Source organism: Citricoccus sp. NPDC079358, assembly GCF_040702545.1.
Taxonomy (GTDB): Bacteria; Actinomycetota; Actinomycetes; order Actinomycetales; family Micrococcaceae; genus Citricoccus.
Window position 1 is genome coordinate 15,105 of the sequence record NZ_JBFBLI010000008.1, and the last position, 22,651, is coordinate 37,755.

Sequence of the window (22,651 nt, forward strand, 5' to 3'; positions counted from 1 at the left end):
TCCCGGGATGGATGGTTCTAGGCCGCTCACGCGGACTCCGCGTCCAACCCTACTGGGATGCGGGGCCCTGCTCTGCACGCCACTTCGCCTCGGCCTCGGCCCGGGAGGCGTTCTCGCGGTCGAGCTGGCCGCCCTTGACCACGGCGTACCACCAGGCCAGGCCGAACCCCACGCCCACGATGGCCATGGTGTACTCAATGAAGGCGGAGGCCACCAGCAGGACCTGGATGGACCAGCCGATCCACATGCCGAGCGGCTTCCGGACCAGCGCACACGTCAGGATCGCCACCACCGCCAGTCCCAGGGACAGACCCAGGGCCCAGGGGGCCATCGGCTCGCCCCGGTTGACCCCGTACACGGCCATACCGAAGAAGGCCAGCACGAAGGCCTCCATGACCAGGACGGTGGAGGTGAAGGTCGCCCGGATGGAGCGGACCTTCTTGGCCTGCCCCGGCTTCCACTGGCGTTGGGACTTGGTCTCCCGTGCCGGTCGCCAGGACTCGTGCCCGGTCGTCTCGGCGGAGTGGTCCGGACTCATACGATCTTCCCTCCATCGGCCCGGGATCCCCGGATTTCTCGGGAGCCCTGAGGCCGCTGGGGCCCGCCGTCGTCATCATGACCGGTCTCGTCGAAGATGTCGTCGAAGTCCTCCTCGTCCTCGTCGAGGCCGTCACCCAGCTCCAGGCCGAAGTCGTTGAACACGTCCACGGCTGTGGGCACGGCCACCGCCTCCGGGGTCCCGGGCCCCGGCGCACCCGCCGAGGGCGCTCCGAGAAGTTCACGGGCCTCGGCCACCAGGGTGATGGATCCGGTGATCAGCACGCCGCCGCCCAGGCCGGCCTCACCGGCAGCGGTGGCCTCGGCACGTCCCACCGCCCATTCGATGGCGTCCGGAACGGACTCCGTGGCGAAGAGATCCTCCTCCGGCCAGCCGGCGTCCAGGGCCGTCTGGGCCAGTTCGCCGGCCGGGATGGCGCGCGGCGAATCGGACTGGGTCAGGCAGAGGTCCTCCACCAGGTCGCCGAACTCCCGGTACAGCTCCGTGAGCATGGACAGTGCGTCTTTCTCCTGGAGGACACCGACCACCAGCACGAGCTTCTCGAGCCCGAACGCCTCCTGCAGTGCCCCGGCGGTGGCCTTGATGCCTGCCGGGTTGTGCGCCGCGTCCACCACGATCGTCGGGGCGTTGCGCACCACCTCGAGCCGCCCGGGGGCGGTGACCTCGGCGATGCCCTGCTGCAGCAGGTCGAACTCCAGCGGCTTCTCGCCCCCGAAGAACGCCTCCAAGGCGGCCACGGCCAGGGCCAGGTTCTCGGCCTGGTGCCCGCCGTGCAGCGGCAGCGTGAGCTCGGGGTAGCGGCCCGCGATCCCCTGCACGGACACCTGCTGTCCGCCCACGGCCACGGACCGGGACTCCACACCGAAGTCGACGCCACCGAACCGGAAGCCCGCGTCCACCGCACGGGCCACGTCCAGCAGCACCTGCGCAGCGTCCGGCTCCTGGGCGGCCGAGACGAGGAAGCCGCCGGGCTTGATGATCCCGGCCTTCTCCGCGGCGATCTCGGCCACGGTGTCCCCGAGCAGGTCGCTGTGGTCCAGCGAGATCGGGCTCACCACGGACACGGCCGCGTCGGCCACATTGGTGGCGTCCGTGATTCCGCCGAGGCCGACCTCGAGCACCACCACGTCCACCGGCTCATCCGCGAAGACGGCGAAGCCGAGCACGGTGATGGCCTCGAAGTAGGTCAGCCGGTTCTCCCCGGCCGACTCCAGCTCGGCGTCGACCACCTGGACCACCGGCAGGATCTCGTTCCAGATCCGCACGAAGGTACCGCGGTCCACGGGAGCCCCGTCGATGCTGATGCGCTCGGTCACCGAGCTCAGGTGCGGCGAGGTGTACCGGCCGGTGCGCAGGCCGTAGGCCCGCAGCACCGACTCGATCATCCGCGCCGTGGAGGTCTTGCCGTTCGTCCCCGTCAGGTGGATGACCGGCGCCGCCCGCTGCGGTTCGCCGAGCAGCTCCATCGCCCGGAACATCGGTTCCATGCGTGGTTCCATCTTGTTCTCCGGGGCCCGCGCGAGCAGGTCACGGTAGACGGCCTCGACCGTCTCGGGCGCCCCGGATGTCTCAGACGACCCACCCGGCAACTGCTGGTTCTCGTTCTTGTTCTTCTTCTCGTTCTGGTTCTTGTTCTTCTTGACGTTCTGGTTCTTGTTCTTCTTCTTGCTCACGCGTCACTCCCGGTCGAGACGGATGCGGCGGCGGCCTTGGCCACGGCCACCTGCACGGTCTTGGTCGCATCGTCGGCGGGGTCCTGGCGCGGATCCGCGGCCCCGGAGTCCTCCAGCACCAACTCCACCGTCAGGGTCTCCCCGGCGACGAGGTCCCGGTGCACATCAATGGCCTGCACGACGGCGGCCGGTCCCGTGATCACGGTCCGCACCCGGTCCGAGACCTCCAGCCCGGCGTCCTTGCGGGCGGCCTGGACGGCCCGGATCACGTCGCGCGCCGTGCCCTCGGCGGCCATGTCCGCCGGAACCGAGGTGTCCAGCACCAGGAAGCCGCCGGGCACCACGGTGACCGCGCGCGATGCAGCCGCGGCGCCGGCGTCGTGGTCCTGGTTGCCGTCAGCCGCGGCACCGGCCGCACCGACGGTGGTCTCGAGGGAGTACTCCCCCTCGACGAGCGCGATGCCGCCCGCGACGACCGTCCCGTCCTCCGCCACGGACCAGTCACCGGACTTGGCACCCTTGATGGCGACCTGGACCTGCTTGCCCAGGCGGGGGCCGGCAACTCGGGCGTTGACGGCCAGGGACTGGCTGATGCCGAAGTCGGTGGCGGACACCTCGGCGGCGTCCTGCAGGTCCACGGACTTCAGGTTCAGCTCGTCCATGATGATGTCCGTGTAGGCGCCGGCCAGGCCGGCGGCATCCGGCACCACCACGGTCAGGGACTGCAAGGGCAGCCGCACGCGGCGCTTGGCCCCCTTGCGCAACGAGGAGCCGGCCGAGGCGATGCGGCGGACGGTCTCCATGCGTTCGACCAGGGCCTCCGCCTCCGTCTCCGAGGCGAAGCCGGCGAAGAACGGCGCGGCATCCGGGTAGTCGGTCAGGTGCACCGACCGGCCGCCGGTCAGTCCGCGCCAGATCTCCTCGGCCACCAACGGCATCAACGGCGCCGCGGCCCGGCAGAAGGCCTCCAGGGACGTGTACAGCACGTCCAGGGCCTGGGTGTCCTCGTCGAAGAACCGCTGGCGGGAGCGGCGGACGTACCAGTTGGTCATGGTGTCCATGTAGGCGCGCAGAGCGTCGGTGGCGTCGGAGACCTCATAGGAGTCGAGGCCTGCCTTGACCTCGCGAAGCATGCGCCCGGTGGCGGCCAGGATGTACTGGTCCAGCGGGTCCGAGGACTCGTAGCGGAACGAGGCCCGGTAGCCCTCCGGGCGTTCTGTGCCGTCCGTGGACCGGCCGCGCGCCGAGTTCGCGTAGAGGCTGAAGAAATGCCACACGTTCCAGGCCGGCAGCAGCACCTGGCGGGTCGCCTCCCGGATGCCCTCCTCGGTGACCACCAGGTTCCCGCCGCGCAGGATGGGCGAGGCCATCAGGAACCAGCGCATGGCGTCCGAGCCGTCCCGGTCCAGGACCTCGGAGACGTCCGGATAGTTCTTCAGGGACTTGGACATCTTCTGCCCGTCCGAGCCCAGGACGATCCCGTGGCTGATGACGTTGGAGAACGCCGGGCGGTCGAACAGGGCGGTGGCCAGCACGTGCATGGTGTAGAACCAGCCGCGGGTCTGACCGATGTACTCCACGATGAAGTCGGCCGGGTTGTGGGTCTCGAACCACTCCTTCGAGTCGAAGGGGTAGTGCACCTGGGCGTACGGCATGGAGCCGGAGTCGAACCAGACATCCAGCACGTCCTCCACGCGGCGCATCACGGCCCCGGCGGCGGCGGCCTCCGGGTCGGGGTGCGGCCGGGTGAGATCGTCGATCCAGGGACGGTGCAGGTCCACCTCGCCCCGATCGTTGCGCGGCAACCGCCCGAAGGCCTCCTCGATCTCGGTCAGCGAGCCGTAGACCTCCTGGAGCGGGTACTCCGGATGGTCCGACTCCCACACCGGGATGGGTGAGCCCCAGTAGCGGTTACGGGAGATGGACCAGTCCCGGGCGTTCTCGAGCCATTTGCCGAACTGCCCGTGCTTGACGTTGGACGGGATCCAGTTGATGTCCTCGTTCAGCTCGACCATGCGGTCCTTGAACGCGGTGACGGAGACGTACCAGCTGGTGATGGCGCGGTAGATCAGCGGCGTCCGGCAGCGCCAGCAGTGCGGGTAGGAGTGCTCGTAGGAGGCCTCCTTGAGCAGCTTCCCGGCCGCCTTCAGCGCCCGGATGATGGTCCGGTTGGCCTCGAAGGCCTGCACGCCCGCGATGTCCTGGAGCACTCCACCGCCCCGATTCACGTCCCCGAACAGGGACAGGAAGCGCGCGCCTTCGTCCACGGAGAGGATCACCGGGATGCCGTGGGCCTCACAGATCCGCTGATCGTCCTCACCGTAGGCCGGTGCCTGGTGGACCACGCCGGTGCCGTCCTCGGTGGTGACGTAGTCGTCCACGAGGATCTGCCACGCGTTCTCGGTGCCATAGGCCTCCGCATCCGTGAAGTAGGTGAACAGCGGCTCATAGGCCAGTCCGCCCAGCCGGGAGCCCAGGTAGGTTCGCTGGACCGCCTCGGTGGCTGCGCCGGCGTCGGGATAGCCCAGCTCCTTGGCGTGCGCCCCCAGCAGGTCCTGGGCCAGCAGATACGAGGATCCGGCGATGTCCTCCGCCGCCTCCGGCCCGGCCGGGACCACCGCGTAGGTGATCTCCGGTCCGACGACGAGTGCCTGGTTGGTCGGCAGGGTCCAGGGGGTGGTGGTCCAGGCGAGCACGCGCACCCCGGTGAGCTCGGCAGCCAGGGCCGCATCGGCGCCGACCGAGCCTGCGCCGTCCGAGCCTGCACCGTCCGAACCACGTGCCGCGGCCGCGGCCAGGCCGGTGATCGGGAAGGCCACGGTGACCGAGGGGTCCTGGCGGGACTGGTAGACGTCCTCGTCCATGCGGAGTTCGTGGTTGGACAGCGGGGTCTCGTCCTTCCAGCAGTAGGGCAGGACCCTGAAGCCGCGGTAGGTGAGGTCCTTGGAGTGCAGGTCCTTGAACGCCCAGAGCACGGACTCCATGAACTCGGGGTTCAGGGTCTTGTAGTCGTTCTCGAAGTCGACCCAGCGGGCCTGCCGGTTGACGTAGTCCTTCCACTGGTCCGTGTACTTGAGCACGGAGGCGCGGCAGGCGTCGTTGAACTTGTCGATCCCCATGGCCTCGATCTGGGCCTTGTCCGTCATGCCCAGCTGCTTCATGGCCTCGAGTTCGGCGGGCAGTCCGTGCGTGTCCCAGCCGAAGCGGCGCTCCACCCGGCGGCCCTGCTGCGTCTGGTAGCGGGCCACGAGGTCCTTGACGTAGCCGGTCAGCAGGTGGCCGTAGTGGGGCAGGCCGTTCGCGAAGGGCGGGCCGTCATAGAAGACGAACTCGTTGCCGGAGCCGTCCTCGTGGGTGGCCGGCCGCGCGTCGATGGAGGCCTGGAAGGTGCCGTCCTCGTCCCAGTACTTCAGGATGCGCTCCTCGATCTCCGGGAATCGCGGGGAGGAGGGGGTGCCGGACTGGGCGTTCGGATCCGAGCTGGCGAGGGGGTACACGGGCGTTGCCATCCTTGCAGGGGTCGACTGTGGTGCTGTCTGGTCTTCCTGCAAGGACGCCTGACGTTGTCCTCGAGCTCCGGCGTGGAGATCAAGGGCGACGGCGGCGCGGTACCACCCTGCTTGCCGTCCCGCTCCCCGGTGGTCCCGTGAGGCGAGATCGGCCGCTCATGACTGCTGTGACGGGCTTACCCGTCCGGGTCTACTGGGGCCGGCGTGTGCCGTGCCCGTTCTTCCGGAAGCTCGCCGGTGATGGCCGGGTCAGTGCTGTTGCTGTTGCTGGCGTTGATTCTACGCCCTTTTCTCGCTCATCTCGCCCGGGGCGACTTTCCCGTCCTGCCCGCTCTTTCTCGGCGAATCGTCGAAGTAGTCGATCAGCGCGGTCCCCACCCCAGCGAGGACGGCGTAGGTGGCACGGGGCCGTTTAGCACCGAGCCGGGCGATCAGCTTCTCGGACCACTCGTCGGTGACCGAGGTCAGCCACATGGAGCCGGCCATGAGGCCGCCGAAGAGGGCCCCCGTGGCCACGGGGGCGCCGAGGCGCCGGGCCCGGGACACTTCGGCCGGGGCTTCACCCTGCACCTCGGCCTCACGCTTGAACTGGTCCCGCTTCAGGATCAGGGCGCCGGTCGCCACTGCGGCAGCGATGCCGCCGGACCACAGGGCCAGGGGCTTGCGGGGGATCTTCCACAGGGGGAAGGCGGAGGCGATCCCGGTGACGGCGCCCAGGCCGAGAGCCCGCCGGAGTCGCTGGACGTCCACGCCAGGGCGGTCGGTGTCCGTGCTGCTGTCCGCGCCGCTGCCCTTGCTGCCGTCCCGGCCCTCGTCGGACGGCTGGTCTCGGTGCTGTCCTGCCATGCTGGGATTCCTCACTTAGAGATTGCGCGGATAGGCGGGCCTGACTCGTAACCCGTAGACGGCGTGTCGGTGCGGGCCGACACGGGAGGGCCTTCGTTTCGATGGAAGTGCGACCTATCCGTTCGAGGCGAAGGACCCTTGCCCGTGCCAGCACTTCCATCCTCAATCATCGAACCCCTCTGGATCCAGTTCGAAGCACTCCTACCGGCACGACACGATGTCCATCCACTGGGCTGCCATCGGCCACGCGTCCCAGACCGAGTCGTGTTCGACAAGCTCGTCTCCCGGCTCGTATTGGGCGGGGCCTACACCAAGCACGCTGTGAGTATTGATAGTGGCTGGTCTGGGACTGGCTGGCAGGATGGTTGCTGGCCGTTCCACCCTATGGATGTGACTCACAAGCACGCTGACCTTCGGGTGTCTTTTGTCGGACTTGTCTGTTCATAGGGGTGGTCGGCCGGCACCCGTCCGGCCCACCTCGGTAGCTTGATCAGAAGATTGTCCACCCGCGGGTGTGACTCATCACAGTGCTGTTCCGACGTGATCTCATCCCGGACTGGTACCGGCCGGTGACGGCCGTTGAAACCATGTCCATCACGTTGGAAAGGTGTCGTGACCGTCATGTCTATCGTCGCGCATTCTCACCCCTTTGTCGTGGGTGTTGACACCCACGCCCGTAACCACGTCTACGCAATTCTCGCCCCGGCAACCGGGGCCCTGTTGGAGACCCGGGAGTTTCCCACCACCGCGGCAGGGATCAAGAGGGCCATGGCCTGGGTTGCCCGCCGCACCGACGCCGATGCCGACACCTTGTGGGTGATTGAAGGCGCCGCTTCCTACGGGGCGATCCTGGCCGGCACCGTGGCCGCCCACGGCTACCCGGTCGCGGAGGCCCCGCGCATGGACGCCAAGAACCGTCGCGGCGTGGGTAAGTCCGATGCTATGGATGCCCACCAGATCGCCGCCGCCACGCTGGGGCTACCGGTGCAGAAGCTACGACGCCCCCGGTTGAATGACGGGGTCCGCCAAAGCGTGCGGATCCTGATCACCGCCCGGGAATCCATGAGTAAGGACCGCACCCGATCGGTCAACGCGCTGACCGCCCTGGCCCGGGCCAACGACCTGGGCATCGATGCCCGCAAGAAACTCACCGCCACCCAGATCGCCGAAGTTTCCCGCTGGCGGGCCCGCGAGGAAGAGCTATCCCTGTCGATCGCCCGCGCGGAGTCCGTCCGGCTGGCCAAACACGTCCTGGAGCTGGATGAGCAGCTCCAGGCCAACGAGAAGCAGCTGGATGAGCTGGTGAAGGCCAGCGAGGCCGCGCCCCTGCTGGCCGAGAAGGGATTCCGGGCGATCAGCGCCGCGAAGTGCCTCACCGCCTGGTCCCACCAGGGAAGGGTCCGCAACGAGGCAGCCTTCGCCTCCCTGGCGGGGGTGAATCCCATCCCGGCCTCGTCCGGGAACACGGTCCGGCACCGACTGAACCGAGGCGGAGACAGGGCGCTGAACAGCGCCCTGCACATGGTCGCGATCACCAAGATGACCCACGACGCCGAGACCCGTGAATACGTGGAAAAACGACGGGCAGAACACAAAACCGACAAAGAGATCCGCCGCTGCATCAAACGCTACCTCGCCCGCCGTGTCTACCGGACCCTCAACGCCTCAACCGCAGTCCCGAACGCGGCTTGACAGACATAGAAGAGTCCGACCAACAGGTCTCGGCCACGACCCTGCGCACCCGACGCGACGAATGGACAGCAGCCGACGTGTTCGCCAACCTGGAACAGGCCGTGCTGGAGGCCTTCGACTGGCTCATCGGCCTGGACCTCGAGCACCTGAGCGTCGACGGGTGCTGCGTGAAGGCACCCTGCGGTGGGGACAACACCGGCCGCAACCCAACCGACCGCGGCAAATCCGGACAGAAGCGCTCCGTGCTCTGCGAAGGTCACGGCCTGCCGATCGGCGTCGTGCTGGACGGAGCCAACCGACACGACTCGCCCTTGCTGCGCCCGACCCTGGAACGGTTGTCCCGGTTCGGGTTCGACCTGCCCGAGAGGATCAGGGTCGATCTCGATGCCGGCTACGACTCCGGCGTGACCCGGGAGTTGCTTGCCGAGCTAGGGTGCGACTGGAAGATCTCGCCGAAGGGCACCTACATCAAGATCAATCACACCCGGCGCTGGATGATCGAGCGCACCAACGCCTGGCACACCCGCGGATTCGGACTCCTCCAAGTCGTCCTGGACCGCAGCGAGAAGGCACAGCAGGCCTGGACCCACCTGGCCAACGCCATCATCGTGCTCCGCCGACTCCTCAAAGAATCCTGGACCCAGTTCCGGTGGGATGACCGCCCTGTCAAGCCCTACCAATGGCGATGAGCCCCTATCCGCGCAATCTCTTAGCTTGTTGTTTAACCCCTAATGTGACTTTCCGACCGGCTGGATCGGTGCTTTCTTGCGGTTTCTGCGGTCCTTTGGCCGTCCCGGGCCGGGGCGTGAGCGTTTCGGCGGAGTGGCGGGACGGGCCAGGGTCCGGTGGATGTGGCGATAGCCTGCCCGCACCCGTGCGGGCGTGAGCCGCGTCGGGGCCAGTGGTCTCTGCCAGGGCAGCCGGTGGTCGGCGACCAGTGCCCTGGCGAGCCGCAGCTGGGTGTGGGCGGCTACGATGAGCCAGGTCCACCGATCGGCCGCTGCCGGGTCACGGAGATGGGGCCGTGCCCAGCCCAGGGACTGCTTGAGGAAGCGGAAAGTGTGCTCCAGATCGAAGCGGCGGATGAACATCGACCACCAGTGATCAACTTCGGCACCGCTGTCCGGGACCGGCTTCGACACCCACAGCCACACCGGTTTCGGATCACGATTACCGGGCAGGCGCTCCACTCGCAGACCCACGACGGTGCCGGCGATGATGGGCAGCGGCCCCACATGGTCTTTCCATCCGCCTCGGGACTCGAGCCTGGGGTGCATCCGGGCGAACGCAGTCGTCTCGGCACGCCCGTACCTGGCAGTGTTGTTATCGGTGGCGACCGTGGGACCGGGGTGGGTGACCGTATCGGCCAGCACCAGTCTGGCTCCGTGCCTGGGCGCCCGGCCCTTCGTGGGGCCCTGGCGTGCCCCGGCCGGGGCGTGGAACACCCGGTCCGAGCGGAGCCTGCCGACCAGCGTCACCGGCAGGTCCCCGAGGAGGAAGGCCAGGCGGACCACGTCGTAGCCGGCATCCATGACCACCAGGATGTTCGGGTCCCCGAACCGGTAGTGCCCGGACTTCGTGAGTTCGTCGACGACGGTGCGAAGTTGGGCGGCCGTCACGACTGTCGCGTCGTCGTCGGGATGCAGGCGGGCCGCGTCCAGCACGGCCGTCCAGGACGAGGCTCCGGCTTCGAGGGCGGCGACGAAGGAGTAGGGCCAGCCCGGGATCATCTGCGCCTGCCCGCGGCCGCGGGCGTAGGTGTGGCAGAACGACCGGGCCGGGCTGGTGCCCGCATCGGGCCGCAGCCAGTTCGACACGTCCACGGCCAGCACCATCCGCTCCCGCCCATCGGGGCCGATGACCTTCGGCAGCGGCCCGGCACAGACCAGGGAGCGCAGCCGGCCGGTATCGACCATCCCGGCGTTGAGCCCGTCATACAGGGCACCGTGGCCCCGCCGGTGTTCTGCCTCCAGGGAGAGCCGGGCCAGATCGGTGACCTTCGACGGTGCGCACGACACCGCGTCGGTCAGCTCGAACAGCGCATCCCCTCGACGGCACAGGCACGAGTACAGGCCGGTGCGGAACCGGTCCAGAAACCCCGCCCCGTCCCGGGGTAGCGCAGAAAGTGTCAGGTCGTCAATAATCATGACGCAGCCGCCGTTTCGATCGCCTCTTGGTCTGGTAACCAGAAGCATCAAAGACGGCGGCTGCACTGCGCCCATCGACACGCCGAGGAAGTCGACAACCGGCGAGTCACAGGTTAAACAACAAGCTTAGTCCTGCAGTCCTACGTTGTTCTGATCATCTTGAAGTTGGCCGCCTGGGCCACGGGCCGCAGCACGATCTGGTCCAGGTTGACGTGGTGGGGCACCGAGACGGCATACGTACAGACGTCCGCGACGTCCTCGGCGGTGAGGGGCTTCTCCACCCCCGCGTAGACGCGGTCCGCCGCCTCCTGGTCGCCGCCGAGACGGTTCAGCGTGAACTCCTCGGTGTGCACCAGTCCCGGCAGCACCTCGACCACCCGGATGTTGTGGTCCACCTCCTCGAGGCGCAAGGCGCCGACGAGTCCGTGCTGGGCCATCTTCGCCGCGTTGTACCCGCCGCCGCCCTCATAGCTGGCGAGCGCCGCTGTCGAGGTCAGCACCAGCACGGTGCCGTGCCCGGTGGCGCGGAGCAGGGGCAGGAACGCCTGGGTGGTGTTCAGGGTGCCCTGCACGTTGACGCGGTACATCCAGTCCCAGTCCCTGGCCCGGCCGTCCGCCACCCGGTCGGTGCCCTGGGCGCCGCCGGCGATGCACAGCACGGTGTCCACTCCCCCGGCGTCCTCGACGACCTGGCGGGCCCTGGCCATCTGCTCGGCGTCCGTGACGTCGGCGGGCACCGGGACGATGGTTCCGGTGCCGGCGGGCACCGCCTCGGCGAGGGACTGGAGTCTCTCGGCGCGGCGGGCCACGGCGTAGACGGTCCAGCCCTCGGCCGCGAGTTGCGCGGCCGTGGCTCGGCCGATGCCGGAGGAGGCCCCGGTCACGACGGCGGCGCGATTCGGTCGGGTGTTCTTCTCACCAGTCATGGCACCACTCTATTCACGGTCAGGACTCTTCGCGGTCAGAGGCCTTCACAGCCGGACACCCGGTCAGAGTTCGGCGAGTTGTTTGCCGGGATTGAGGATGCCCCGGGGGTCCACCGCGTCCTTGATCGACCGGTGCAGCCGCCGGCTCCCCTCGTCCAGTTCCCGGGGCAGCCAGGCACGCTTCAGCGAGCCCACCCCGTGCTCGCCGGTGATGGTGCCGCCCAGCTGCAGGCCGATGTCCATGATCTCCTCGAACGCCTCATGGGCCTGACGGGTCGATTCCGGGTCCTGGGCGTCGAAGAACACGGAGGGGTGGACGTTGCCGTCACCGGCATGGGCGACCACGGCGATCATCAGGCCGGTCCGTGCGCGGATGGTCTCCAGACGGTCGTAGAACTCGGGCAATGCCATCCGTGGCAGGCAGACGTCGTCCAGCAGCTGCCCGCCGCCGTGGGTCTGCGCATGGCGTTCGAAGGCCGGCTGGGCCATCCGCCGCGTGGCCACCAGGGCATCGCTGTCCTCCGGATCCGTGCTGAACGCGACGTCCAGGGCGCCGTGGTGTTCGGCCGTCGCCGCGAAGGCGGCCACCTCCTGTTCGGCGGCCTCCCGGTGGCCGTCCCCGTTGGACTGCATCAGCAGCAGGGCTCCGGCCTCCGCGTCGAGTCCGAAGTCCCCGAACTCGTTGAGGAGCGCGATGGCATGGCGGTCCAGGGACTCCAGCATCGAGGGGCGGGCGCCCGTGGCCATGAACGCGGCCACGGCGGAGGCGGCCGCGCGTTCCGTGGCGAAGGCCGCCACGGCCGTCAACGGAGGCGGCAGCAGGGGCACCAGCCGCAACGTCACCTCCACGACGACGCCCAGGGTCCCCTCCGAGCCGACGAACAGGCCGACGAGGTCCAGTCCGGCCACTCCCTTGGCCGTCCGATGGCCCAGCCGGGTCAGCGTGCCATCAGCCAGCACCACCTTGAGTTCCCGGACGTAGTCCCGTGTCACCCCGTACTTCACGCAGCACAGACCGCCGGCGTTCGTGGCCACGTTCCCGCCGATGGAGCAGATCGCCACCGAGCCGGGATCCGGCGGGTACGCCAGGCCGTGGGGCACGAGGGCCTCCTTGAGGTTCTGGTTGATGACCCCGGGTTCCACGGTCACCGTCTGCTCGCCGGTGTTGATCTCCAGGATCGAGTCCATCTGCTCGACGGAGAGCAGGATGCACCCGTCAACGGCGTTCGCACCACCGGAGATGCCGGTGCGGGTGCCCTGGGGCACCACCGGGATGCCGAGCCGGGACGCGAACCGCAGCGTCGCCTGGACGTCCTGGACGGTGCGGGCCCGTACCAGGGCCAGCGCATCGCCCACCGCGCCGAAGGGTGCCTGGTCCGCGGCGTGGCCCGCCACGACGCCCGGCTCGACGCTGACGGCGCCCGGGGTGAGCTCGGGCCCCAACTCGTTGACTACTCGGTTCGCCAGGCTCGCCAGCTCCACCGGGTCAGTGCGCTCTGCCGCGACCGGCGCGGTGCCGGTCATGCTGTCACCGAGGCCGGTACTGGTACTGGTGCTGGAGGGATTCATGATGACGGGTCCTTCTCGTGGGACTGACGGCGTTGATGCCGCTGATGGTGTGTGCCGCCGCCCTTGTCCTGACCGTCACTCTTGCCCTGACCGCCGCTCTTGCTCTGAAGGAACCGGCGCAGCACCACCGCATGGTTGACCTCCGGGTCCTTGGCCGCATACAGGAGCACGAGATCTTTTGTGCCGTCCTTGCAGGAGTCCTCCCAGCGTTCCAGGAGCGCGTCGACGGCCGGCTCGCCGCCGTCGTCGGGCTCTCCATGGTTTCCAGGGCGTCCCGAGGCGTCCAGCTCGGCTTCATAGCGCCGGGTGAAGTCCGCGAAGCGGTCAGGATCGTGGTGGAAGTCCTTGCGGGCCAGGCTGGAGGGGGCGACGGACTTGCACCACTCGTCCAGCTCGAGGTCTGCCTTGGCGATCCCCCGCGGCCAGATCCGGTCGACCAGGACCCGGTAACCGCCGTCCGGGGCCTCGTAGACACGGCGGAGGCGGATCTGCGGCGGGGTGTTGCCGCGCTGGCTGCCATGTTGGCCGCCGGCCTTGCTTCCGGCTTTGCTGCGCGAGGTGGACATAGCCCCACGGTAGGCCGGGATCCCGCATCCCGCCATCACACCGTCCCGAGTGACCCGGTTCGGAGAGCCTCAGGGGGCGTGGGACAATCGGGATCATGGCTGAACAGATTCCGGGCACAGACACGCCCGTTTCCACGACCGCGTCCACCAGTCCTGCCGTGACTGTTCCGGACCGCCCCGCCCTCGAGGGGCTGGAGGACAAGCTCTCCGCCCGGTGGAGGGCCGAGGGCACCTATGCCTTCGAGGCCGACACCACGCGGGAGCAGGTCTACTCGATCGACACCCCGCCGCCGACTGCCTCCGGATCGCTGCACGTGGGGCACATGTTCTCCTACACGCAGACCGACGTGTTGGCCCGCTACCAGCGCATGAACGGCAAGAACGTCTTCTACCCCATGGGCTGGGATGACAACGGCCTGCCCACGGAGCGCCGCGTCCAGAACTACTACGGCGTCCGCTGCGATCCCACCAAGCCCTACCTCCCCGGGTACCAGCCGCCGGAGAAGCCCGCGAAGAACCAGCGGGACTGGGACGTGGTCTCCCGCCGCAACTTCATCGAGCTGTGCGAGGAACTGGCCGTCGAGGACGAGAAGGTCTTCGAGAACCTGTTCACGCGGCTCGGCCTGTCCGTGGACTGGTCCCTGACCTACCGGACGATCGATGACACCTCCCGCGCCGTGTCCCAGCGCGGCTTCCTGCGCAACCTGGCCTCCGGTGACGCCTACATGGCCGAGGCCCCCACCCTGTGGGACGTCACCTTCCGCACCGCCGTGGCCCAGGCGGAGCTCGAGGACCGTGAGGTGCCCGGCGCCTATCACCGCATCCCGTTCTTCACCGCTGCCGGGGAGAAGGTCGTCATCGAGACCACCCGTCCCGAGCTGCTGCCGGCCTGCTCGGCCCTCGTGGCCCACCCCGATGACGAGCGGTACCAGCCACTGTTCGGCCAGACCGTGACCTCTCCGCTGTTCGGAGTCGAGGTCGAGGTCCGCGCCCACGGGCTCGCCAAGCCGGACAAGGGCTCCGGCATCGCCATGGTCTGCACCTTCGGCGACCTCACCGACGTCACGTGGTGGCGCGAACTGAACCTGCCGACCCGCACCGTGGTGGGCCGCGACGGCCGCTTCCACGCCGAGACCCCCGAATGGATCACCAGCGAGTCGGGCCGCGCCGAGTACGAGACGCTGGCCGGTAAGACCGTGTTCTCCGCCAAGGAGACCGTGGTGACCGCGTTGACCGAGGCCGGGCTGGTGGACGGCGAGCCGAAGAAGATCACCCACCCGGTGAACTTCTACGAGAAGGGTGACAAGCCGCTCGAGGTGATCTCCTCCCGCCAGTGGTACATCCGCAACGGCGGCCGGGACGCCGAACGCCGCGAGAAGCTCCTCGCCCGGGGCCGCCAGCTGTCCTGGCACCCGGAGTTCATGCGCTCCCGCTACGAGAACTGGGTGGAGGGCCTCAATGGCGACTGGCTGGTGTCCCGTCAGCGGTTCTTCGGTGTGCCGATCCCGGTCTGGTACCCGCTGGACGCCTCCGGCGAACCGGACTACGAGCACCCGATCGTGCCCGCCGAGGACCAGTTGCCGGTGGACCCCGTGGCCGAGGCGGCTCCCGGCTACGACGAGTCCCAGCGCGACGTGCCCGGTGGCTTCACCGGAGACCCGGACGTCCTGGACACCTGGGCCACCTCCTCGCTGACCCCGCAGATCGTGGGCCGCTGGAGCCGGGACGAAGAGTTCTTCGGCAAGGTCTTCCCGTTCGACCTGCGCCCCCAGGGCCACGACATCATCCGCACGTGGCTGTTCTCCACCGTGGTCCGCGCCGAGGCGCTGAACGACTCGGTGCCGTGGAACCACACCGCCCTGTCCGGTTGGATCCTGGATCCGGATCGGAAGAAGATGTCCAAGTCCAAGGGCAACGTGGTGGTCCCGACCGACGTGCTGGACGAGTACGGCTCGGACGCGGTCCGCTACTGGGCGGCCTCCGCCAAGCTCGGTGCGGACACCGCCTATGAGGTGGCGCAGATGAAGATCGGCCGACGGCTGGCGATCAAGCTCCTCAACGCCTCGAAGTTCGCCCTGAACCTCGGCGCCTCGGTGGACAACGTCGTGCGACCGGCCGACGATGCCGCGGTCATCACCAACCCGCTGGACAAGGCCCTGATGGTCCGTCTGTACGACACCGTGCAGCAGTCCTCGCGGGCCTTCGAGACGTACGACTACGCCCGGGCGCTGAACCTGACGGAGTCCTTCTTCTGGCAGTTCACGGACGACTACGTGGAGCTCATCAAGGACCGCGCCTACGGCGGCCACGGCGAGGCCGAGCAGGCCTCCGTGCTGGCCACCCTGGCGACCACGCTGGACGCCCTGCTGCGCTTGCTGGCCCCCTTCCAGCCTTTTGCCACGGATGAGGTCTGGGGCTGGTGGCGGAACGGCTCCGTGCACCGCGCCCCGTGGCCGGGCCGGCCTGAGGAGATCGCCGGCATCGAGGCCGCCTCTTCTGGCGCCACCGCTGACGTGCTCGCCGCGGTCGCCCTGGCCCTCGGCGGCATCCGGAGGGCCAAGTCCGAGGCGAAGGTGAAGCAACGCACCGAGGTGCTCGCCGCCGTCGTGACCGCCCCGGAGAACCGCTTCGGTTCCCTGCGCGGCGGACTCGCCGATCTCAAGGCCGCGGGCAACGTCCGCGAACTCACGCTGGTGGCCGGCAGTCCGGACGGGGATGCCGACATCGAGGTCTCCCAGGTGGAGCTGGCCACACCGGACGTCTCGGAAGCCACCGCCGGATAGGTATGGCCGTCAGGCGTGACGGATCTGCTCCATGATGCTGGACCAGGGGATTAATAATCTCGGGCCAGGGTAAAAAAGTCTGGCAGCCGTGCTGATATATGGATCACCGGATGACCCGCGTTCTATCCCCAGGACGCCCGTCATTGACCCGCACGATCTCCGTATCTTCCGACGGGAGTTGGTCTTCTCATGGCGCCACCATCCTCAACTCGTCATGCCCTCGTGGTCGAGGACGATGATGACATTCGCAGTCTGCTGGTCCACACCCTGAACCGGGAGGGCTTCACCGTATCCGAAGCCCCCAGCGGCACCCGGGCCGTGGAACTGGTCCAAACCCTTGATCCCGAATTGATCACCCTGGACGTGCAGCTCCCCGGCCTCGATGGGCTGGAGGTCTGCCGCCAATTGCGCGAGTACTCCAACGCCTATGTGGTGATGATCTCCGCGCGCTCAACGGAGATCGACAAGCTGGCCGGGCTGGAGGCCGGCGCCGATGACTACCTCAGCAAGCCGTTCAGCACCCGGGAGCTGAGGGCACGCGTAGCTGCCTTGTTCCGGCGGCCCCGCGACTTGGTGACGGACTCGACGGAACTGGAACGCGCCGTCGAAGTTCAGCGTGGTCTCCTGCCGGAGGCCTCTCCGGATCTGCCGGGCTACGAGGTGGCGGCGAGCTTCCGTCCCTCCCAGGCGGTCGGGGGCGACCTCTACGACTGGCATGTCTCCTCCGGCCAGTTGCACGTGATCCTCGCGGATGTCATGGGCAAGGGCATGGGCGCGGCGATGATCGCCGCAGCCGTGCGGTCTGCCTTCCGGACCGTGGGGAACATGCCGGGACTGACCTCGGCCTTCAACCACGCCGCCCAGTCACTGGGGGGCGCCCTGGAAAGCTCCGATTCCTATGCCACGGTCTTCAAAGTCCGCCTCAATCCCGCCAACGGCCGCTTCTCCTACGTGGATGCCGGCCATGGAATCGCGGCCATCGTGGGCCCCGACGGCAGCACGAGGCGCCTGGAGCCGGGCGGACCGCCGGTGGGCCTCTGGGTCGAGGTCCCCTGGGTGGCCCAGCGGGCCGACCTGAACCCCGGAGAATCACTGATCCTCGTCAGCGACGGCGTGCTCGATGCCGTCGGCGACCTCGAGGGGACCTTTACGGCCATGTCACAGGCCGTCCTCGCCCACCGCACCGTCCAGGACGTGGCGGACCATCTCGCCCGGCTCGCCCAGGACGATCCCGAACACGATGACGTCACCGCCGTCGTCGTCCACCGTCATCCCGATGTCCCAGGAAAGGACCACCGCTAATGCAGGTCACCGTAGAAAGACATGACACCTACACAGAGGTGAGGGGCGAGGGCCGCCTGAACATGGCCGCCGCTCCCAAGCTCAAGGACGTGATCTCCAGCGAGATCAGTGCGGGCTCGCGGCAGATCGTGGTGGACCTCAGCGCCACCGAGTTCATGGACTCCTCCGGCCTGGGAGCCCTCATCGGCTGTCTCAAAATGGCTCGCCAGGCCGGCGGAGACCTGCGCATCTCCCAGGTGCCGCCGCAGGTGCTGATGGTGCTACAACTGACTAGCATGGACCGCGTGCTGACCCCCTACCCCGACTCCGCCTCGGCATTCTCCCGTGCCTGAGCCAATCCTGCTCTGCGCCGACCGTCTTCCGGCAGAACCGGGGACCCTCGAGACCGTCCACGACCACCTGGAAGATCTGTGGGCGGCGGCCGGCCATGTTCCGGCCCTGGACCGGATGGCCTTCGACACCGCCGTCATCGAAACGGTCGGCAACACCATCCGACACGGTGTGGGCGACCCGGGACCGGTTGAGCTGGGGATGGAACTCGTGGCCTCCCCCGCCGAGCTGCGGGCGACCATCGTCGAGTTCGGTGCCGCATCGGCGGCGCCGAACGCTCCGCTGGGCACCGTGCCGTGCGGAGGTGTCATGGCCGATGCCCTGGCGGAGTCGGGACGCGGGCTGGCCTTGATTCGTGCCCTCGTCAGCCTCGATTTCGAACGCGACGGTGCCACGAACGTGTGGCGCCTGTACCGCCCGACGCACGCGACGGAGCCAGGCCATGGCACGGACTGATCTGACGCGAGATGAGGGCCCAGGACGAGCCGTAGCCATGGCCGCCGCCCTGGCGGGCATGGGCGTTCTGCACTTCGCGCAACCTCGGGGTTTCGATGGACTCATCCCCCGCGCCCTGCCGGGCTCGGCCCGTGCCTGGACCTACGGTTCGGGCGTGGCGGAACTGGCGGTCGCCGGGCTGTTGGCCGTACCGGCTACCCGACGCGCGGGGGGCCGGGCCGCTCAGGTGCTCTTCCTGGCCGTCTGGCCGGGGAATTTCTACCACGCCTGGCGTGCCCGGAACGCCTCGCCGAGAACCAGGGCAATCACGCTCGCGCGGCTGCCCCTGCAGATCCCGATGATTCGGGCCGCGGGGCGCATTGCCCGCGGGCGCTAAACACGCCCGCCGCGCACCGCAGCGGGGCGACCGCAGCGGGGCGGGAGTGAGGCCAGAATCAGACCAGATTCAGGCCCGTTGAATCGGACGAGGGTCAGTCGAACTGCGGGCTGGTCGTGCGGGAACGCTTGATCTCGTAGAAGTAGGGGAATCCGGCGAGGGTGACGGCGGCATCGAAGATGCTGCCAGCCTCCTCACCACGCGGGATGCGGGTCATCACCGGACCGAAGAAGGCGGTGCCGTTGAAGGAGACCACCGGGGTGCCGACGTCGTCCCCGACCTTCTCGATTCCTTCCGCGTGGGAGGCCCGCAGCGTCTCGTCCAGCACATCGGTGCGGGCCGCCTCGAGGATCTCCTCGGTCTCCAGACCGAGATCCTCCAGCGCCCCGCGGACGGCGGCCTCGAAGTCCTTCTGCCCTTCATTGTGGATGCGGGTGCCGACGGCGGTGTAGAACGCACCGATGGCCTCGTTGCCGTGGCGCTCCTGGATCTGGGTGGCGGCGCGGGCCGGCAGCCAGGCCCGATCGAGCATGGACCGGTAGCCCTCGTCCAGGTCCTGATGCTCGTTGAGGACGGACAGGGACATGATGTGCCAGTTCACCGTGATCGGGCGGACCTTCTCGACCTCCAGCATCCAGCGTGAGGTAATCCAGACGAACGGGCAGACGGAGTCGAACCAGAAGTCGACGGTCTGCGTCCCCGCCTCGGTGGCGGTGTTGGTTGCTGTAATGGTCTCGGTCATGGTGCCTCCTGGCATACGTCTGGGTGGATCTGGAACGGTCCGCAGTGGGTTCTTGGTGTGGCCCGGGATATTCCGTCAGGCCGACTTGTTGCGACGCTTGCGCTGCACCTCACGGGAGATCAGCGTGGGCTCGGTGCCCTCGCGGACCACGTCACCGGTGATGACCACGGTGGCGATGTCATCACGGGAGGGCAGGTCGAACATGACCGGCTTGAGGACCTCCTCCAGGATGGAGCGGAGTCCGCGGGCGCCGGTCCCCCGCTCCTCGGCCTGCTCGACCACCGCGTCCAGCGCCTCGTCCTCGAACTGCAGCTCGACGCCGTCCATCAGGAACATCTTCTGGTACTGCTTCACCAGGGCGTTCCGGGGTTTGGTCAGGATGTTGACGAGTTGCTCGTGGTCCAGGTTGTCCACGGTGGTGATCACGGGCAGACGACCGATGAACTCGGGGATCAGGCCGAACTTCAGCAGGTCCTCCGGGCGGACGTCGGAGTAGGACACGTCCCGCTTGCCGATGGTGTTGATCGGCGCGCCGAACCCGATGCCCTTGGACCCGGCCCGCGAGGAGATGATCTCGTCCAGACCGGCGAAGGCCCCGGCCACAATGAACAGCACGTTCGACGTGTCGATCTGCAGGAACTCCTGGTGCGGGTGCTTGCGGCCCCCCTGCGGCGGCACAGCGGCCGTGGTGCCCTCCAGGATCTTCAGCAGGGCCTGCTGGACCCCCTCGCCGGAGACGTCCCGCGTGATGGAGGGGTTCTCGGACTTGCGCGAGATCTTGTCGATCTCGTCGATGTAGATGATGCCCTGCTCGGCCTTCTTGACGTCATAGTCAGCGGCCTGGATGAGCTTGAGCAGGATGTTCTCGACGTCCTCGCCCACATAGCCCGCCTCCGTCAACGAGGTGGCATCCGCCACGGCGAACGGCACGTTGAGCTTCTTGGCCAGGGTCTGGGCCAGGTAGGTCTTCCCGGAGCCGGTGGGGCCCACGAGCAGGATGTTGGACTTGCCGACCTCCACGTCCGCCAGCTCGTCGACTTCCTCGGCCGAGCGGTCGGCGAACGAGTCGCTCTTGGTCTGCGCGGACTGCTGGCCGGAGCGGATGCGCTTGTAATGGTTGTACACGGCGACGGCGAGGGACCGCTTGGCATCGGGCTGGCCGATCACGTACTCCTCGAGGAAGTCGTAGATCTCCCGGGGCTTGGGCAGCTCGACCTCGGCGGTCTCCGCGACCTCGGAGAGCTCCTCCTCGATGATCTCGTTGCACAGCTCGATGCACTCGTCGCAGATGTAGACGCCGGGTCCGGCGATCAGTTTCCGGACCTGCTTCTGGCTCTTTCCACAGAATGAGCACTTCAGCAGGTCGGCGCTTTCACCGATGCGGGCCATGCGGGAATCTCCTCGATTGGGTCGGGCCTCCAGACGAAGCTGCCCGGGGTACTGCCATTACAGCTTAGGGGGTGGACACGTTAGGACGGTGGATTGCAACGGCGGCCCACACCGGACGTGACGAAGCACGTCCCGGTGCGGGCCGCCGTCGGGCGATCCCTGGCCCCCGGCGGGCCCTGCCGCTGCGCGTACGGCCGCGGGCCCGCCAGCGGACCGGATCAGTTGGAGAGCTGCGGACGGGTGATCTTCCGGGACTCCAGGACTTCGTCCACCAGACCGTAGTCCTTGGCGCCCTGAGCCGAGAGGAACTTGTCCCGGTCGATATCCTGGCGGATCTGCTCGGCCGTCTTATTGGTGTGCAGGGCGAGCGTCTCCTCCATCCAGGTGCGGATCCGGAGCAGCTCCTCGGCGTGGATCTGCAGGTCCGTGGCGGTGCCCTGGTCCCCACCCATGGACGGCTGGTGGATCAGCACGCGGGCGTTCGGCAGGGCCAGGCGCTTGCCCGGCGCCCCGGCGGCCAACAACACCGCCGCCGCCGAGGCAGCCTGGCCGAGGCACACGGTCTGGATCTCGGGACGCACGAACTGCATGGTGTCGTAGATCGCGGTCATCGCGGTGAACGAGCCACCCGGGGAGTTGATGTACAGGGTGATGTCCCGCTCCGAATCCATGGACTCGAGCACAAGCAGCTGGGCCATGATGTCATCCGCGGAGACGTCATCCACCTGCGAGCCGAGGAACACGATGCGGTCCTCAAACAGCTTGGCGTAGGGATCGTTGCGCTTGAAGCCGTAGGGCGTGCGCTCCTCGAACTGGGGCAGGACGTAGCGGCTGCTCGGAGCCGGCTGACCGGCACCGGAAGGCATTCCGACGGGGAACTGGTTCATGTCTGGTTTCTCCTGGGCAAAGGGTCTGGTCGGTCGTGTGGACGTGTCTGGGCGGCCGGGGCCGGATCAGGCGTTGCTGTCCACGCCACCGCCGCCGGACACGGAGCCGGCACGTTCGGCGATGCGGTCAAAGAACCCGTATTCCAGGCCCTCCGTGGCGGTGAACCACTTGTCCCGCTCGTTGTCCTTCAGGATGGTGTCCACGGTCTGGCCGGTCTGCTCCGCGGTCAACTCGGCCATGACCTGCTTCATGTGCAGGATCAGCTGCGCCTGGATGCGGATGTCCGACTCGGTGCCGCCGATGCCGCCGGAGGGCTGGTGCATCAGGATGCGGGCGTGGGGGGTGGCGTAGCGCTTGCCCGGCGTGCCCGAGGACAAGAGGAACTGTCCCATGGAAGCGGCCAAGCCGGTCGCGACGGTGACGACGTCGTTCGGGATGTACTTCATCGTGTCGTAGATCGCCATGCCGGCCGTGACGGAACCACCCGGGGAGTTGATGTATAGGTAGATGTCCTTCTCCGGGTCCTCGGCGGAGAGCAGGAGCAATTGGGAGCAGATCACGTTGGCATTGTCATCCCTCACCTCGGAACCCAGCCAGATGATGCGTTCCTTGAGCAGACGGTTGTAGATGTAGTCCTCGCGGGCCGCCGGATCAACCGACGCCATACGGGGAGCAGTGGACGATGCGGACATGGCGCCCTGCCTTCCTTCAGATGGACTTCACATGCGACGACGGCACCTGGTGGTACACGTCCGGCATTGGTCTTGGATCGAGACTACTGTCCAACGGTGCCACCCGGGCCCTCCTGACCCGGCTGTTCGCTGTTGGCGTGGATGGGCGACGACGGCGACCACCTCCCTGATCCGGACGCCAAAACGCCCGGGCCGACCATGCATGG

The 22,651-nt window shown here is 68.0% G+C and carries 18 protein-coding genes and 2 pseudogenes; 8 read left to right on the top strand and 12 right to left on the bottom strand.

All coding sequences use genetic code 11. From position 1 onward, the window contains the following. Window positions 1–49: 49 nt before the first annotated feature. The 4 genes and pseudogenes from AB0333_RS11005 to AB0333_RS11020 form a co-directional block, all read right to left on the bottom strand. The gene (locus AB0333_RS11005; RefSeq protein ID WP_366218733.1) at window positions 50–538 is read right to left on the bottom strand and encodes a DUF4233 domain-containing protein; all 489 of its coding nucleotides are present in this window, start codon (window positions 536–538) and stop codon (window positions 50–52) included. A gap of 218 nt (window positions 539–756) precedes the next feature. Beyond that, window positions 757–2,148, bottom strand: a pseudogene (locus AB0333_RS11010) (folylpolyglutamate synthase/dihydrofolate synthase family protein); the annotation flags it as partial. 80 nt (window positions 2,149–2,228) lie between these two features. Beyond that, a complete protein-coding gene (gene ileS / locus AB0333_RS11015) occupies window positions 2,229–5,741 on the bottom strand; it encodes an isoleucine--tRNA ligase (protein ID WP_366218734.1) in 3,513 nt (1,170 codons plus the stop codon). A gap of 279 nt (window positions 5,742–6,020) precedes the next feature. Next, a complete protein-coding gene (locus AB0333_RS11020) occupies window positions 6,021–6,587 on the bottom strand; it encodes a hypothetical protein (RefSeq protein WP_366218735.1) in 567 nt (188 codons plus the stop codon). 144 nt (window positions 6,588–6,731) lie between these two features. On the opposite strand from AB0333_RS11020, the pseudogene AB0333_RS11025 reads away from it, so the two are divergent. The 3 genes and pseudogenes from AB0333_RS11025 to AB0333_RS11035 all read left to right on the top strand — a co-directional run. Continuing rightward, window positions 6,732–6,902, top strand: a pseudogene (locus tag AB0333_RS11025) (IS5/IS1182 family transposase); the annotation flags it as partial. Between the two features lie 297 nt (window positions 6,903–7,199). Next, on the top strand, window positions 7,200–8,279 hold the full coding sequence (locus AB0333_RS11030; protein WP_366218736.1) for an IS110 family transposase: 1,080 nt from the start codon (window positions 7,200–7,202) through the stop codon (window positions 8,277–8,279). A 101-nt stretch (window positions 8,280–8,380) separates the two neighbouring features. Continuing rightward, window positions 8,381–8,968: a transposase gene (locus AB0333_RS11035; protein ID WP_366218848.1), complete on the top strand. Its 588-nt coding sequence runs from the start codon at window positions 8,381–8,383 to the stop codon at window positions 8,966–8,968. 39 nt (window positions 8,969–9,007) lie between these two features. On the opposite strand, the gene AB0333_RS11040 is transcribed toward AB0333_RS11035, so the two are convergent. The 4 genes from AB0333_RS11040 to AB0333_RS11055 form a co-directional block, all read right to left on the bottom strand. Further along, window positions 9,008–10,426: an NF041680 family putative transposase gene (locus AB0333_RS11040; protein ID WP_366218737.1), complete on the bottom strand. Its 1,419-nt coding sequence runs from the start codon at window positions 10,424–10,426 to the stop codon at window positions 9,008–9,010. Window positions 10,427–10,566: 140 nt separating this feature from the next. Next, the gene (locus AB0333_RS11045) at window positions 10,567–11,352 is read right to left on the bottom strand and encodes an SDR family oxidoreductase (RefSeq protein WP_366218738.1); all 786 of its coding nucleotides are present in this window, start codon (window positions 11,350–11,352) and stop codon (window positions 10,567–10,569) included. Window positions 11,353–11,415: 63 nt separating this feature from the next. Then, window positions 11,416–12,921, bottom strand: coding sequence for an FAD-linked oxidase C-terminal domain-containing protein (locus AB0333_RS11050; RefSeq protein ID WP_366218739.1), 1,506 nt, complete (start codon window positions 12,919–12,921; stop codon window positions 11,416–11,418). Then, window positions 12,918–13,487, bottom strand: coding sequence for a DUF488 family protein (locus AB0333_RS11055; protein WP_366218740.1), 570 nt, complete (start codon window positions 13,485–13,487; stop codon window positions 12,918–12,920). Before AB0333_RS11055 ends, AB0333_RS11050 begins: the two co-directional genes overlap by 4 nt. Before the next feature lie 95 nt (window positions 13,488–13,582). On the opposite strand from AB0333_RS11055, the gene valS reads away from it, so the two are divergent. From valS to AB0333_RS11080, 5 genes are all read left to right on the top strand, one after another. Then, complete coding sequence (gene valS / locus AB0333_RS11060; RefSeq protein WP_366218741.1) at window positions 13,583–16,270, top strand: valine--tRNA ligase; 2,688 nt, start codon at window positions 13,583–13,585, stop codon at window positions 16,268–16,270. A 189-nt stretch (window positions 16,271–16,459) separates the two neighbouring features. After that, window positions 16,460–17,572 (top strand): SpoIIE family protein phosphatase, encoded by a 1,113-nt coding sequence (locus AB0333_RS11065; protein WP_366218742.1) that lies wholly within the window; start codon window positions 16,460–16,462, stop codon window positions 17,570–17,572. Continuing rightward, entirely contained in the window at window positions 17,572–17,904 is a 333-nt protein-coding gene (locus AB0333_RS11070) for an STAS domain-containing protein (protein WP_366218743.1), read from the top strand. Before AB0333_RS11065 ends, AB0333_RS11070 begins: the two co-directional genes overlap by 1 nt. Beyond that, window positions 17,897–18,358 (top strand): ATP-binding protein, encoded by a 462-nt coding sequence (locus AB0333_RS11075; protein WP_366218744.1) that lies wholly within the window; start codon window positions 17,897–17,899, stop codon window positions 18,356–18,358. The genes AB0333_RS11070 and AB0333_RS11075 overlap by 8 nt, the downstream gene beginning before the upstream one ends. Beyond that, entirely contained in the window at window positions 18,345–18,734 is a 390-nt protein-coding gene (locus AB0333_RS11080) for a hypothetical protein (RefSeq protein ID WP_366218745.1), read from the top strand. Before AB0333_RS11075 ends, AB0333_RS11080 begins: the two co-directional genes overlap by 14 nt. Window positions 18,735–18,828: 94 nt before the next feature. Here AB0333_RS11080 and AB0333_RS11085 read toward each other — a convergent pair whose 3' ends face one another. From AB0333_RS11085 to AB0333_RS11100, 4 genes are all read right to left on the bottom strand, one after another. Next, entirely contained in the window at window positions 18,829–19,476 is a 648-nt protein-coding gene (locus AB0333_RS11085) for a DsbA family protein (protein WP_366218746.1), read from the bottom strand. 75 nt (window positions 19,477–19,551) lie between these two features. Beyond that, window positions 19,552–20,865 (bottom strand): ATP-dependent Clp protease ATP-binding subunit ClpX, encoded by a 1,314-nt coding sequence (gene clpX, locus AB0333_RS11090; RefSeq protein ID WP_366218747.1) that lies wholly within the window; start codon window positions 20,863–20,865, stop codon window positions 19,552–19,554. A gap of 218 nt (window positions 20,866–21,083) precedes the next feature. After that, the gene (locus AB0333_RS11095; RefSeq protein WP_366218748.1) at window positions 21,084–21,752 is read right to left on the bottom strand and encodes an ATP-dependent Clp protease proteolytic subunit; all 669 of its coding nucleotides are present in this window, start codon (window positions 21,750–21,752) and stop codon (window positions 21,084–21,086) included. 66 nt (window positions 21,753–21,818) lie between these two features. Further along, complete coding sequence (locus tag AB0333_RS11100; protein WP_366218849.1) at window positions 21,819–22,418, bottom strand: ATP-dependent Clp protease proteolytic subunit; 600 nt, start codon at window positions 22,416–22,418, stop codon at window positions 21,819–21,821. Window positions 22,419–22,651 lie beyond the last annotated feature (233 nt).